The following is a 13130-nucleotide window of genomic DNA, read 5'->3' on the forward strand; positions in this document are numbered from 1 at the left end:
AGGGCCGATTATGTTTAAGTTTGCACGACGTACATGGAACCTCGTAGTGAACTGCCTGCGTGCTTATCACGTATGGAAGTTCCTGCGGGACAGCTTTGATGACCGTTAAGGTCTGAGAAGTGGAGCCGCTTCGGTGTAGGCCGAGGCGGCTTTTTGGTTTCTTAAACCCGGAAGTGGCTGACCATCTGCTGCAACTGGCTACCCAACCGCGCCAGTTCCACACTCGACTTGGCCGTCTCATCACTCGCCGTCGCCGTCTGCTCCGAGACATCACGCACATTCACGATGCTGCGGCTGATCTCTTCGGCCACGGCGCTTTGCTGTTCGGCGGCGGCAGCGATCTGCTGGTTCATCGACTGGATGTTCGACACCGTCCGGGTGATGTTTTCCAGGGACACGCCAGCCTTGCGTGTCAGCTCGACGCTGCTGTCGGTGAGGCTGCGGCTGTTGTTCATCACTGAGGCGACTTGCTGAGTACCGTTCTGCAAACCGGCAACCAGGCCTTCGATTTCTTCAGTGGATTTCTGGGTGCGCTGGGCCAGGCCGCGCACTTCATCGGCTACCACGGCAAACCCACGACCGGCTTCACCGGCACGCGCCGCTTCAATCGCCGCGTTGAGGGCCAGCAGGTTGGTCTGTTCGGCCACGGCCTTGATCACGTCCATCACGCTGCCGATCTTGTTGCTCTCTTGTTGCAGGTGCGCCATGGCGTCGGTGGAACGCGCCACTTCGGCGGCGAGGCGCTCGATCTGGGCAATGGCCTCGGCGACCACTTTGTCGCCGGCGCGGGCTTGGCCGTCGGCCTCGGCCGCGGCCAGGGAAGCTTGCTCGGCGTTGCGCGCAACTTCCTGCACGGTGGCGGTCATTTCGTGCATCGCCGTAGCGACCTGATCGGTTTCGATCTTCTGGCTGTTCACACCGGCGCTGGTCTGCTCGGTCACGGCCGACAGTTCCTCGGCGGCGCTGGCGATCTGGGTTACGCCGTCGCGAATACCACTGATCAACTCACGCAGGGTGGTGCCCATGCGCTGGATGCCTTGTTGCAGCACACCCAGTTCATCGCGGCGGGTCACTTGGATGGTGTGGCTCAGGTCGCCGGAGGCAATGCGTTCCACCACGGCCAGGGTGTCCTGGATCGGGCGAGTGATCTGGCGAGTGATGGCCCATGCGGCGATAACGCCCACCAGCAGCGCCAGCAGTGTGCTGATCAACTGCAGGCTGCGCGCCTGGGTGCTTTCGGCATCGCGACGGGTCAACTGGATGTCGTACAGCTTGTCGCTGATCGTGACGATGTCGGCGCCCTGGGTGGTCATCTCGGCACGGGCGGATACGATGTTGGCGTTGGCGGCCTTGTAGTTCTGCACGGCGCTGCGATAGGCACCCAAGGCTGTTTCCAATGCGGTCAACTCGCTTTGCTGGCGGGTGCCAAAGGCAGTGTTCAGGCCTTTCAAGCCTGCAATGGCATTCTCGATTTGCGCTGCGGCGCGGGCTTCGGTCTCCGGACTGACGTTGGCGGTGTAGCCACGCACTTCGTAGCGGGCCAATTGGAATTGCATCTTCGCGTCGGTCACTGCCTGGAATTGGGCAAGGTACTCCGAACTGTCGGGCATCTGTTTAACGCTGGCTTCCAACGCGTCGATCTGAGCATTGGCGATATCAGCCTTGTCGCCCATTACCTGGCGCGAGGCGTTGCCGTTACGGTAAGCCTCGCGCATTTTGTTCAGCGATTGCTGGTAAGCGGTGATGATGGATTTCTGCTCGTTGAGCAGCTTGAGGTTTGCCGGGCTCTTGAAGCTGTCCAGCAGTTTCTGCTGCTGGGCAGCGAAGGTATCCAGGCTGGTCTGTACGTTCTGCGCCACGGCTTCGTCGCCGTTGGCGAGCATGTACTGCAGGCGCACGATTCGCAGTTTGGTCAGGGAGGCGTTGAGCTGGGTGATGTCGCTCATCCAGTTGCTGCGGTCGATCAAGCCGCCCAGGCTGGTCCAGCCGGTGAGCGCCAGAATTGAGGTGAGAACCAGCACCAGGCCAAAGCCCAGGCCGAGTTTGAGGTTGACGCTGATGTTGCCGAACCAGCTGTTCATCGATACTCCGCAAGAATGATTTCGGTGTGCTGGACGGTGTTGTTGTTGGGGCCAGCTGAATTATGTAGACCTGTATCGGCGGCAATGCGTGAACCTGAAATACTTTTGTCGCCCGAATGACCAAACGGTCGAAAACGGTCCCACCCTGGCAATGGGCGGGGCCTTCAGGTGTAAGTCAGGTCACCGGTCGCAGGCCCGGCCCAATGCCCAGGGGCGGATGGCTCTTGAGCGCCTCGATCAATTGCGACAGGTGCAGGAAGCGCTGTTCGTTGAGTCGGTCCCATCGATTGATGAAGTAGCGTCCGCGCTCGTCGATTTGAATGGCGGTGGTCACAATTTCATCGTTTCTGGAACGATGCACCAGGTTGATTTCAGTCGACGAACGCCGCTCAATCAGGAACTCACCGGCCCGCTTGAGTTTGCTCCGATCAGGGAGTGCTACTGGCGCCGGGAGCGCTCGGCCCGGCACGCCGACGGTCAGTTTGAAGTCGCTGCGCAAGGCTATTCCGCCGGCATCGTCAGCCGTTTCCCAGGCGCCGACGTGCAACGGCTTTGCGAGGCTTGGGGCTACATCGTGAATATGCAGGCTGACGGCGTTCTGCAATTGCGCAATCCCCGGTACCAGGTAATGGGTGTCGGTGTGGGCCGTGCCCATCAGCGCCACCCATTTATGCGCACCTTGCGCCGCCTGGTCGGCCTTGATCACTTCGTTGGCGAAATAGCTGAACAGCGTAGGCCGAACGTTGGCGCCGCCGATGCCCTTGGTGTGGTAGCTGGCGGTGCAATCAAGCGCTCGCACGCGGATCCCGTATTTATTGGCCGCGCTCAGCACACCGGTGTAGGTATTGGGTCCGGTGTAGTTCCACATATGGCCGAGGTCTTGCTGCTTTACATAACGTTGCAAGCGCTCGGGCATTTTCAAACCGCTGTGGAAAGCGTCCAACTGTGCCTGATGCAAGTCCGTCAGCAGGTGTTCCACATAGAGGGTCCGGACCCCCTGTTTCTTCAGCCATTTCATGTGTTTGATCAGAAACTGCTTAGGTGATATGGCCGAATGCACTTCGCCAATCACCAGCCCGAGCCTTGACTGATAAAGGCGCTCCAGAAACGCCACTTCTGTGGTTGCTGTGGCCGGGAGCGTCAATGACGGGCGTGTCGTGAAGGTGTAATCGGCAACGAAACGGCTGGCTTGCCGATGCAACTGGTCTCGCTGTTCGGTAAAGCTCTGGATAGCGGCCTGTTGTGTCTTCGACCGGTGCTGCGAGGCGTAGCGCGGGTCGAGGCCGCGGCGCTCGCTGGCCAGTTGCGTGATGTCCTCGTGAAGTGTCGCGGGGAGGTCGAACGTGTCGAAATGCGATGACACCGCCGCCGCCTGCATAACCCGTGACGAGCCGGGTGATGGCAGCACGCGGTGGGCGGTCGTCATGGCGAGCCTGTAATCCCCTCGGGATTGGGCGGCACCGCTGACGTCGGGCCAGATACCGTTCACCCCGCCTGGCGGTACCTCCTCGACCCGTAAGGCCAGCGCATTCTGCAGGTCGGCCAGGCCCGGTATCTGATCATAGGTGCCAAGGCGATTTTGTTCGACCAAAGCGATCCAACCGTCTGCGGCATCGCGTTCCAGGATTTTGTGGGAATAGAAGTTTCTCAAGGTGCTGGCGCGAGGGATAAAACGCTCGCCGTCCCCCAGGGCGAGTACGTGTTCCAGATGGTAGGAGGCAGAGCCATCCAACGCCTCCACCGCGATAGTGTGCCGGTGGGCGGCAAGCATCAGTTTGCGGTAAGTGAAGGGGGCGTCGCGGTGCAGTCCGAGCGCGCTGTCGACCTCGGCCAGGTGGTCTTCCACCTGCTTCAGTGCGCGTGCGATATCGCCCTTGGCCTGCTTGTTCAGCACCTGCAGTTTGCTGTGCCAAATATCCGCCGGCAGGTTTTCGATATACAGGCGCTTCAAGCCTTGCTTGGCCAGCGCCGGCATGTGCTCGATGAGCAATTGCTTGCTGGCGATGGCGTTGTGATGGGCCCCGATGATCAAGCGTTTGGTGGGCGCGAACAGGGTTTGCAAGATGCCCGCGTGGGAGGCGTCGGGTGCCAGTGCCGGCGCGGCGGTCCGGGCAGGACGCGGTCCGGGGGGCTGGAAGAATTGGTTAGCATCTTCAGTCAGGCGTAATACCTGCGCGGGGTACGTTTCTCTGAGCGGGGCCAGCGCTGCGCTGGCCTGTGTGCGGGACGCATCGGCCAGGCCAGCGCCCCAATCGCTCTGCTCCTTAAGGAAGTTGGGCGCCAGTACAGCCCTGAAATTCTTGCCCTGATCGGGAGCAATCTCATACGGGGCCAAGGGGTTATCGACGCCCTCCGCCAGCTTTTCGTATTTCGTCTTACCGCCTCCCGCCAGGCCGGAACGCATCCAGTTGCCGCTGGCGTCCTGATTGACCAGGCGTGCCGTTGAACGATAGTGGCCCGTTCGCGCGTCAAGGCGATAGAGCAGATGCCGTCCCAGCGCATCGGGTTGTTGCGCGGCCCACAGTGACTGGCCTTCAAACAGCACGGGTTGCAGGCCGGGTGGCACGGTGCTTTTGAGTGGCTTGAGTGCAGCGGTTTTCAGGGCCTGCGTGCTGGCGGGAATCACCGGACGCAGGGGCGACAGCAAATTGAACGTTCCCTTCAGAACCTGGCGGTAATCAAACAGCAAGGCACCGCCGCTGTTAAGCAAGTAACCGAGAAAGTGCTGCAGCGCCATGGCTTTGTCGCGCTGCTGATAGGCGTTGAGCGCCAGCATGGCGTCCTTGAATGCCAGCAGGCCGCCCAGGCTCAGGCTCAGGGGCGGGAATGGGATCGTGGCGACGGCGGTGAGCCATTCCACGCAGGTCCAGAGAATGCCGGTGATTTTCTGCATGCGGTTGACGGTGGTGGCGTTGACCTCATCGATCTTGCGTTGCAGCGCCATGTTGTAGAACTCATGGCGCAGATTGGCCAGGGGGGCCGCGTGGGCGATCGCGTCATAGCGGGCCGGGCTTGGCGTAGTGCGGTTGATATCACTGGGCAGGCCTTTACGCACGCTCTCCAGAAATCCGCTGACCCGCGATCGGGACTGTGTCGGCACGCGTCCACAGAAGTAGGCCGGCATACCGTCGACCTGCTTGAGCAGATAGTTGAACAGCCTGGCCTCGCGAAAACTGATGCCATCCGGAGCATTCGGGGTATAGAGCAGCGTGGGGTTGTCGGCGTGACTGAACAGGTAGTTGCCGATCACCCATTCACCGTCGATGAACACACGGTACACGCGGTAGCTGTTGCGTTGGCTGACGGCCTTGTCGCCCAGGCCATCGATGGCGCGCTCCAGCCAGGCCAGGTCGGCACTGGCGATGTGGCCCTGGAGACGGGACTCGAGGGCGGCGCTTTTCATCTGCAGTTGGTTGATCTTCAGGATGGCGCTGCGCCGGTCGTCATACCCTGTGCTATCGGTTTGCAGTTGCAGGCGGACCCGCTCGATGTAGCGCTGGCCGATCCACACCCCGGTCACTGAGCGGGCCACGTTCTGCGCAGTCAGCCGGCTCAGGTCCACACCTGCCGGGCCGCGGAAAGTGGCGCTGGTGGAGAATTTTTCGTCGAGGAACCCCACGCCGTCTTCGTAACCGTCGCGGTACAACTGGGTGTAGGGCATTTCGGTTTTCGGCCCCAGCAGCGGCTTGGGCGAGTAGACGAAAACCGTGTCTGGATCGACATCATTCTGCTGATGCCCCAACAGCCGATTAAGGCTGGCTTTGGCGTGCTCATGCACATACGCCTCAAACGTCGGCAGGCGCGCCTCCGAATCGGGCCGGGCATCGTAGGTGCGCTGTGCGCCCTGGGTATCCTCGGCCAGGCTGGTGAGTTTGATTCGGTTGGCTGCCGACGCTGCTCGATACCAGGGTGGGCTGCTGTGTTGGTAATCGTCCAGCGCCTGGGATTCGAGCCAATGGGCGACCATCGCGTCCAGGCAGTCGGCGTGGTTACACGCCGGGCCGAAGGTGACTTCCTGATACTCGTCGTCCCCTGGCTTAAAGCTCAGGTTGTTCATAAAGGTCGCCATCTTGGGACGAAAGCGCACGGGGACTTGCTGGATCACATAGTCACGCATCGCCCCGGACGCTTCATCCGCCCAGCCGATAATGTGGGTCTGGCATTCCCGCAGGCTGTCGAAGGCCATGAACTGCCGAGCGCGCGGGGCTTCGGGAGTGCATAGCAGCAGGCGCTTGACCTGGCCGCTGGCAGCTTCGTCGCGCAGTAGCCACAGGTCCTTGAGTTGCGCGCCATGTACCAGCACCGGTTGCGCCCGCAGGTGCGGATTAAGATTGGCGCGCAGTTGTTCGAAGCGCCGGTAGTCGGCCGTGTCCAGATGGCCCTGGAGCCTGGCGAGGGTCGCCAGCGTGAGCAGGCGTTGATCGAGCAGCGCCCTAGTCGCCTGTTTGATTTCAGGCGTACCGAGCATGCTTTTTTGCTCGGCGGCGAAGTCCAGGCGCGGATGCAGGTGTTGTAACAGGAGGGACAAAGCTTGCGGAGTCAGTTGGGCATGATCACGCTGCAACGGCGCGTCGGCGTAGGTGAGTTGGCTGCGCTGCAGGAAGTCGGAGCCAGGCAAACCGTCGTCGGTGTGCAGGCCTGCCAATGCCAACGCCACCAGGTTATGGCGTTGTGCATAGTCGCCGACGAGGGAGACCTTGCGCTGGGTGGTGATGTGCAGTTGGTGCGGATCGAGGTCGTGGATATCCATGTCGTCTGCCAGCCGCTCTACCAGTTGGTAGTGCGCCAGGGCCTGTGGTGTGGCGGCAGGGCCGAACAGGTCGAGGAATGACTGGCGGGCCTGATTGTAGTTCGCCAGTTTCGCGATTAACGCGTGTTGGTCAGTCGCTGCGGCATTGCGGTACCAGGCGGGCAAACGGTTGTAGAGGGCTTGTTCCAACAGGCGTTGGGCGCGAAATTCCAGGCGTTCGCTGAGGTCGGGCAGCGCCGCCTGAATGGCGGCGTCCAGCAATGGAACCCGTGTGGCAGGCGTGTGGTGCGTCAGGGCGGCTTCGATGTCGAGGCTGCGTTTGTTCAGCAGCGCCTGGTAGCTGAATTCGAACAGCGGCTGGCCGGTGATCGGTTGCAGTTCCAGGGGCCAGATACCGGCGCTGTGCACGTGTTGATAAGCCACAGGCAGGTGGCGAGTGAGCACGTCCCGGTCGGTGGCGGTTGCCATGATTGTCAGCAGGCCCTGGTCGAGGTCGTGCAACGAGTCGAAGGGTTCCAGGCCACGGGATGGCGTGAATAGCAGTACCGGACCGACCGGCTCGCCGCAGGTCAAGTCGTTCACCACGGGGCTGGCCTGGCGCGTGAGCACGAAGGCGCCGGCAAAGGCCACGGTCTGTTCCTGATAGGTGAACGTCAGTGCATACATGCCTGGACGAAACGCCGGGCCGCGGGAGCAGTCTTCCACCATGCGCTGGTCGGACGGTGTGAGCAGGTAATCCTTGGCGTTGAGGCTCGCTTCCTGTTCCAGCGCGGTGCTGCCGGCGGTATAGGTCATGTAGGCCTTGCGGCCCTGGCCATCCACGCGGCTGGTTTCATCCAGGGTTTGCAGTTGCTGGTCTAGATTGGTTTTCAAGCGCGCGAGCGAGGTGTCGTCTTCGGCAAGGCCTTTGTAGAGCGCGCGGGCCTGGGTGAAGAAAGCCGCGTTGGCTTGCTTGAGCGTGGCGTTCACTTTTTCCAGCGCCTGGAGCGTGTGCGGCAATTGGACGGGGCGCAGCGTCTGGCCGCGCAGTGTCGGGTCGATCTCGAGCAGTTGGGTCTCGAGCTGCTCGAGGGTGGGTTCGGTCTGGGTGCTCATCGGCACAGTCCCCATGATGATGGAATGAATCCTCAGCATGAGGTAACGCCCGGGCGGCGCAGCGGTAGATAGCTAGGGGCAGGGGTGGGGCTCATCAGGGGCAGGTTTTCTGTGCTAGTCTGCTGGCCCTTTTAGTTCTGGATGGCACGGGAAGCGCAGCGCTCATGCAGCTTTTTCGGTGTCTTCCTACAGCGGAGCCTCTTCATGTCCGAAGTTAATCTGTCCACCGACGAAACCCGCGTCAGCTACGGTATTGGCCGTCAGTTGGGTGACCAACTGCGCGACAACCCGCCGCCGGGCGTGAGCCTTGACGCGATCCTGGCCGGCCTGACCGACGCCTTCGCCGGCAAGCCAAGCCGTGTGGACCAAGAGCAGATGGCCGCCAGCTTCAAAGTGATCCGCGAAATCATGCAAGCCGAAGCGGCTGCCAAGGCTGAAGCCGCAGCGGGCGCCGGCCTGGCGTTCCTGGCTGAAAACGCCAAGCGTGATGGCATCACCACCCTGGCTTCCGGCCTGCAATTCGAAGTGCTGACCGCAGGTGATGGCGCCAAGCCAACCCGTGAAGACCAAGTGCGTACTCACTACCACGGCACCCTGATCGACGGCACTGTGTTCGACAGCTCCTATGAGCGCGGCCAGCCTGCAGAATTCCCGGTTGGCGGCGTGATCGCCGGTTGGACCGAAGCCCTGCAATTGATGAATGCCGGCAGCAAATGGCGTCTGTATGTGCCGAGCGAACTGGCTTACGGCGCTCAAGGCGTTGGCAGCATCCCGCCGCACAGCGTTCTGGTGTTCGACGTCGAACTGCTCGACGTTCTGTAAGACTGGGTAGCATTGACGCCAGCTTGATGTGGGGGCTGGCTTGCCTGCGATAGCATCACCTCGGTAGCAAGGTTGACCGAGTCGTCTGCATCGCGGGCAAGTCGAAGCATCGAACCGCCGACTCCCACATCAGGCCGGTGCATTCGTGGGTTGTCGTGTCGCTCATGGATGAAACTTGCCATTGAGCTCCGTGGCCGGGCGCAACGCTCGGGCATAGCAGAACAGAAACAGATTGCGCACCACTTCCTTCAACACGCCAGGTTCACTTGAACTCAGCCCGTTGACGTCCAGGTCACCCTGATCCTGCAGTTCATTTAGGGCTTCTTCTTCCAGTACCGCACAGACTTCGCCGGTTTCCCGATGCAGGATCCGCAGGTAAGGGTGTGGGCGGTCCAGCCAGGCATCTATCAAATAAGTCATGGGTCGCATCTCCTTGATGGGTTTCAATGAGAATAATTCTTATTCATAGAATAGCAAGTGCCTATTGGCGGTTTCTGGTTTTTTCTGTGTGGATATTGCGTGGGGTGCAACGTAGAGGGCGAAACGCCATCCCGCGGCGGGCGCGGGATGGAGGTAGCACATTCAGACTTTGCGCACGAACTCGGACTTGAGCTTCATCGGGCCGATACCGTCGATCTTGCAATCGATATCGTGGTCGCCGTCGCACAGGCGGATGTTCTTGACCTTGGTGCCGACCTTGACCACCAGGGAGGTGCCCTTGACCTTGAGGTCCTTGATCACGGTGATGGTGTCGCCGTCCTGCAGCACATTGCCGACGGAGTCTTTCTTCACGGTTTCGTCGCTGGCCGCTTCGGCCTCGCCATTGGCGGACCACTCATGGGCGCATTCCGGGCAGATCAGCTGGGTGCCGTCTTCGTAGGTGTATTCGGAGTTGCATTTCGGGCAGGGTGGCAACGTGCTCACTAAAGCTCCTTAAAAGTCAGGATGGCTAAAGTCGCACATTATATAGGGTTTATCGCAAGGTTGGGGCGCCGCGGAACTCTGTGGGAGCTGGCTTGCCTGCGATAGCGGCAGTGAACTCGCAAAAGTCATCGCTGGCAAGCCAGCTCCCACATGAAACCGGGCAGTATCAGTGCGTACGTGCGACCGCAAACTCACTCAGCTCAACCAGGGCGTCCCGGTATTCACTGGCCGGCAGGGCGTCCAGGCACTTGATCGCACGGGCGACATAATCACGCGCCAACTGCGCGGTGTACGCCAGCGAGCCTGACGCCTCGACGGCGGCACGGATGGCCTCCAGGTCTTCGATCCCGCCTTTCTGGATCGCCTTGCGCACCAAGGCGGCCTGTTCCAGCGTGCCTTCGCGCATGGTGTAGATCAGCGGCAAGGTCGGCTTGCCTTCGGCCAGGTCGTCGCCGACGTTCTTGCCCAAGGTCTCTGCGTCGCCACGGTAGTCGAGCAGGTCGTCCACCAGTTGGAAGGCGACGCCTAGGTGGTCGCCAAACGTGCGCAGGGCTTCGGACTGTTCGGCCGTCGCGCCACACAGTGCAGCGGCGCTGTGTGTGGAGGCTTCGAAGAGCATCGCGGTTTTGCCGCGAATCACTTCCATGTAGGTTTCTTCGGTGGTGCTGGCGTCCCGGACCTTCGACAGTTGCAGCACTTCGCCTTCGGCGATGATGCGCGTGGCCTGTGAAAGAATTTTCATCACCGGCATCGAGCCAAGTTCAACCATCATTTCAAACGAGCGCGAGTACAGGAAGTCGCCCACCAGTACGCTAGGGGCATTGCCCCACATGGCATTGGCGGTCTCGCGGCCACGGCGCATGCCGGACATGTCGACCACGTCGTCATGCAGCAGGGTGGCGGTGTGCAGGAACTCGATAGTGGCCGCCAGCAGGCGCAGGTCATCGCCTTCGCGACCCAGGGCCTTGCCGCACAGCAACACTAATAAAGGACGCAGGCGTTTACCGCCCGCCGACGTAATATAGTCGCCAATTTTGGAGACCAGCGGCACTTTAGAAGTCAGCTGCTTCTTGATGATGCCGTCGACGGCGCTAAAATCGTCCGCGACCGCGCGGTAGAAAGCTTGGGGTTGCATCAGCGACAGTCGCTCCAGAAGGGTTGCGCGGCATGCTAGGACCCAGGCCCCCGGGTGTCAAGGCGCGATAGACGGCCACTTGCAACGCGTCAAAGCCTTGCGTACAATCGCGCACCCTGAACTTCCTGGGCAGCACCTGCCTTACGCAATTGCATTCGGGACGTCCATCCCATGCAGCCATGCCAGCCAATACCTCTTCTTATAAAGCGCTGGGTGAGCAGGATTATCGGAGAAATACCATGTCGTACGCAGTAATTGTTACTGGTGGCAAGCAATACAAAGTCGCCCCAGGTGAATACCTGAAGATCGAAAAACTGGAAATCGCTACCGGCGAATCCGTTACTTTTGATCGCGTTCTGTTGGTCGCCAATGGCGATGACGTGAACATCGGCGCTCCAGTTGTTGCTGGCGCTACCGTTGTGGCTGAAGTGATCTCCCAAGGTCGTCACGATAAAGTCCGCATCATCAAGTTCCGTCGTCGTAAGCACCACATGAAGCGTATGGGCCACCGCCAGTGGTACACCGAGATCAAAATCACCGGTATTCAGGCTTAATTTCAGCCTAATTCCTCACTAGGAGAATTGACTCATGGCACACAAAAAAGCTGGTGGTAGTACCCGTAACGGTCGCGACTCAGAAGCCAAACGCCTTGGCGTTAAGATGTATGGCGGCCAGAAAATCATTCCGGGCAACATCATCGTGCGTCAGCGCGGCACCCAATTCCACGCCGGTTACGGTGTTGGCATGGGTAAAGATCACACCCTCTTCGCTAAAATCGAAGGCGTGATCAAGTTTGAAGTAAAAGGCGCGTTCAACCGCCGTTACGTGAGCGTTGTCGCAGCTTAACTGCGAGATCGCTGGAAAAGCCCTGTCTCGCGACGGGGCTTTTTCGTTTGTGGGGTGAGTCTCTTGCAAAGCTGTTTGTAATGGGCTCAGGCGCGGGATGTGCGGTCGTTGATTGAGGTCGCTGCGCTCATTTTTGCAAGAGTCTTATGTCTTGGTTTCTTAAGCTCGTCCGTGCGGCGAGAGGCGTTTTGTTATGAAGTTCGTTGATGAAGTTTCCATCCGAGTAAAAGCAGGCGACGGCGGTAACGGTTGCATGAGTTTCCGTCGCGAAAAATTCATCGAAAACGGTGGCCCTAACGGCGGTGACGGCGGTGACGGCGGTTCCATCTACATGATGGCCGACGAAAACCTCAACACCCTGGTCGACTACCGTTACACCCGGCACTTTGATGCCGAGCGTGGCTCCAACGGCGGCAGCACCGACTGCACCGGTAAAAAAGGCGAAGACCTGGTACTGCGCGTACCGGTTGGCACCACGATCATCGACTCGGCCACCCAGGAAGTGATTGGCGACCTGACCAAGGCCGGCCAGAAGCTGATGGTTGTGCAGGGCGGCTGGCACGGTCTGGGTAACACCCGATTCAAGTCCAGTACCAACCGCGCGCCACGCCAGACCACGCCAGGCAAGCCGGGCGAGCAGCGTGACCTCAAACTGGAAATGAAAGTCCTCGCCGACGTAGGCCTGTTGGGCCTGCCAAATGCCGGTAAAAGTACCTTCATTCGCTCGGTTTCGGCCGCCAAGCCGAAGGTCGCCGACTACCCGTTCACCACCCTGGTACCTAACCTGGGCGTGGTCAGCGTCGACCGTTGGAAAAGCTTCGTGATCGCCGACATTCCTGGCCTGATCGAAGGTGCTTCCGACGGTGCTGGCCTGGGGATTCGCTTCCTCAAGCACTTGTCGCGTACCCGTTTGCTGCTGCACCTCGTCGACATGGCGCCGCTGGATGACACCAGTGCACCGGACGCCGCCGAAGTGATCGTCAGCGAGCTGACCAAGTTCAGCCCGGCCCTGGCCGAGCGTGATCGCTGGTTGGTGCTGAACAAGTGCGACCAGATCCTCGAAGAAGAGCACGAAGAGCGCGTCAAGGAGATCGTTGACCGCCTGGAATGGACTGGCCCGGTCTACGTGATCTCGGCTATCGCCAAAGAAGGCACCGAGCGCCTGACCCGCGACATCATGCGCTACCTCGAAGACCGTGCCGACCGCCTGGCGGCCGACCCGGTGTTCAAGGCCGAACTGGCTGAACTCGATCAGCAGATCGAAGACGAAGCCCGTGCCCAGTTGCAAGCCCTGGACGACCAGCGTGCCCTGCGCCGCAGCGGCGTGAAGTCGGTCCATGACATCGGCGACGATGATTGGGACGAAGAAGACGTGGATGATGACGACGGTCCGGAAATCATTTACGTGCGCGACTGATCTGTTGCGATAAACTTGAACGCCGCTCCTTTTAGAGCGGCGTTTTAGTATCTGGGTATA

General features: G+C 60.4%; 9 protein-coding genes and 1 pseudogene. 4 read left to right on the top strand and 6 right to left on the bottom strand.

Annotated features, from left to right (window positions below):
- Nucleotides 1-161: 161 nt before the first annotated feature.
- The 3 genes and pseudogenes from AACY08_RS30565 to AACY08_RS17810 form a co-directional block, all read right to left on the bottom strand.
- Nucleotides 162-1025, bottom strand: a complete 864-nt coding sequence (locus AACY08_RS30565; protein ID WP_370467837.1) for a methyl-accepting chemotaxis protein — start codon at nt 1023-1025, stop codon at nt 162-164.
- Nucleotides 1017-2081: pseudogene (locus AACY08_RS30570) on the bottom strand (methyl-accepting chemotaxis protein); the annotation flags it as partial. The gene AACY08_RS30565 and the pseudogene AACY08_RS30570, both read right to left, overlap by 9 nt.
- 175 nt (nt 2082-2256) lie before the next feature.
- On the bottom strand, nt 2257-7926 hold the full coding sequence (locus AACY08_RS17810) for a membrane-targeted effector domain-containing toxin (RefSeq protein WP_339470645.1): 5670 nt from the start codon (nt 7924-7926) through the stop codon (nt 2257-2259).
- Between the two features lie 204 nt (nt 7927-8130).
- Between AACY08_RS17810 and AACY08_RS17815 the strand changes: the two genes are divergently transcribed.
- Entirely contained in the window at nt 8131-8748 is a 618-nt protein-coding gene (locus AACY08_RS17815) for an FKBP-type peptidyl-prolyl cis-trans isomerase (protein WP_003176055.1), read from the top strand.
- 162 nt (nt 8749-8910) lie between these two features.
- Here the strand turns inward: AACY08_RS17815 and AACY08_RS17820 are convergent, their stop codons facing one another.
- From AACY08_RS17820 to AACY08_RS17830, 3 genes are all read right to left on the bottom strand, one after another.
- The gene (locus AACY08_RS17820; RefSeq protein WP_003194088.1) at nt 8911-9168 is read right to left on the bottom strand and encodes a PA4570 family protein; all 258 of its coding nucleotides are present in this window, start codon (nt 9166-9168) and stop codon (nt 8911-8913) included.
- A 162-nt stretch (nt 9169-9330) separates the two neighbouring features.
- Nucleotides 9331-9672 carry a zinc ribbon domain-containing protein YjdM gene (locus AACY08_RS17825; protein ID WP_339420544.1) on the bottom strand — a complete coding sequence of 114 codons (342 nt, stop codon included), beginning with the start codon at nt 9670-9672 and terminating at the stop codon, nt 9331-9333.
- A gap of 166 nt (nt 9673-9838) precedes the next feature.
- Nucleotides 9839-10807 carry a polyprenyl synthetase family protein gene (locus tag AACY08_RS17830; RefSeq protein WP_339470647.1) on the bottom strand — a complete coding sequence of 323 codons (969 nt, stop codon included), beginning with the start codon at nt 10805-10807 and terminating at the stop codon, nt 9839-9841.
- Nucleotides 10808-11046: 239 nt separating this feature from the next.
- On the opposite strand from AACY08_RS17830, the gene rplU reads away from it, so the two are divergent.
- From rplU to cgtA, 3 genes are all read left to right on the top strand, one after another.
- Nucleotides 11047-11361, top strand: coding sequence for a 50S ribosomal protein L21 (gene rplU / locus AACY08_RS17835; protein WP_003176051.1), 315 nt, complete (start codon nt 11047-11049; stop codon nt 11359-11361).
- A 34-nt stretch (nt 11362-11395) separates the two neighbouring features.
- On the top strand, nt 11396-11653 hold the full coding sequence (rpmA, locus tag AACY08_RS17840) for a 50S ribosomal protein L27 (RefSeq protein ID WP_003176049.1): 258 nt from the start codon (nt 11396-11398) through the stop codon (nt 11651-11653).
- A gap of 193 nt (nt 11654-11846) precedes the next feature.
- Complete coding sequence (cgtA, locus tag AACY08_RS17845; RefSeq protein ID WP_339470648.1) at nt 11847-13070, top strand: Obg family GTPase CgtA; 1224 nt, start codon at nt 11847-11849, stop codon at nt 13068-13070.
- The last annotated feature ends 60 nt before the right edge of the window (nt 13071-13130 follow it).

The organism is Pseudomonas sp. EL_65y_Pfl1_R83 (genome assembly GCF_963970695.1).
Lineage (GTDB): Bacteria > Pseudomonadota > Gammaproteobacteria > Pseudomonadales > Pseudomonadaceae > Aquipseudomonas > Aquipseudomonas tritici.

Coding starts and splice junctions, on each gene's coding strand:
- AACY08_RS30565 (WP_370467837.1), bottom strand. CDS start 1,025: ATGGGCACCACCCTGCGTGAGTTGATCAGTGGTATTCGCGACGGCGTA.
- AACY08_RS17810 (WP_339470645.1), bottom strand. CDS start 7,926: ATGAGCACCCAGACCGAACCCACCCTCGAGCAGCTCGAGACCCAACTG.
- AACY08_RS17815 (WP_003176055.1), top strand. CDS start 8,131: ATGTCCGAAGTTAATCTGTCCACCGACGAAACCCGCGTCAGCTACGGT.
- AACY08_RS17820 (WP_003194088.1), bottom strand. CDS start 9,168: ATGACTTATTTGATAGATGCCTGGCTGGACCGCCCACACCCTTACCTG.
- AACY08_RS17830 (WP_339470647.1), bottom strand. CDS start 10,807: ATGCAACCCCAAGCTTTCTACCGCGCGGTCGCGGACGATTTTAGCGCC.
- rplU (WP_003176051.1), top strand. CDS start 11,047: ATGTCGTACGCAGTAATTGTTACTGGTGGCAAGCAATACAAAGTCGCC.
- rpmA (WP_003176049.1), top strand. CDS start 11,396: ATGGCACACAAAAAAGCTGGTGGTAGTACCCGTAACGGTCGCGACTCA.
- cgtA (WP_339470648.1), top strand. CDS start 11,847: ATGAAGTTCGTTGATGAAGTTTCCATCCGAGTAAAAGCAGGCGACGGC.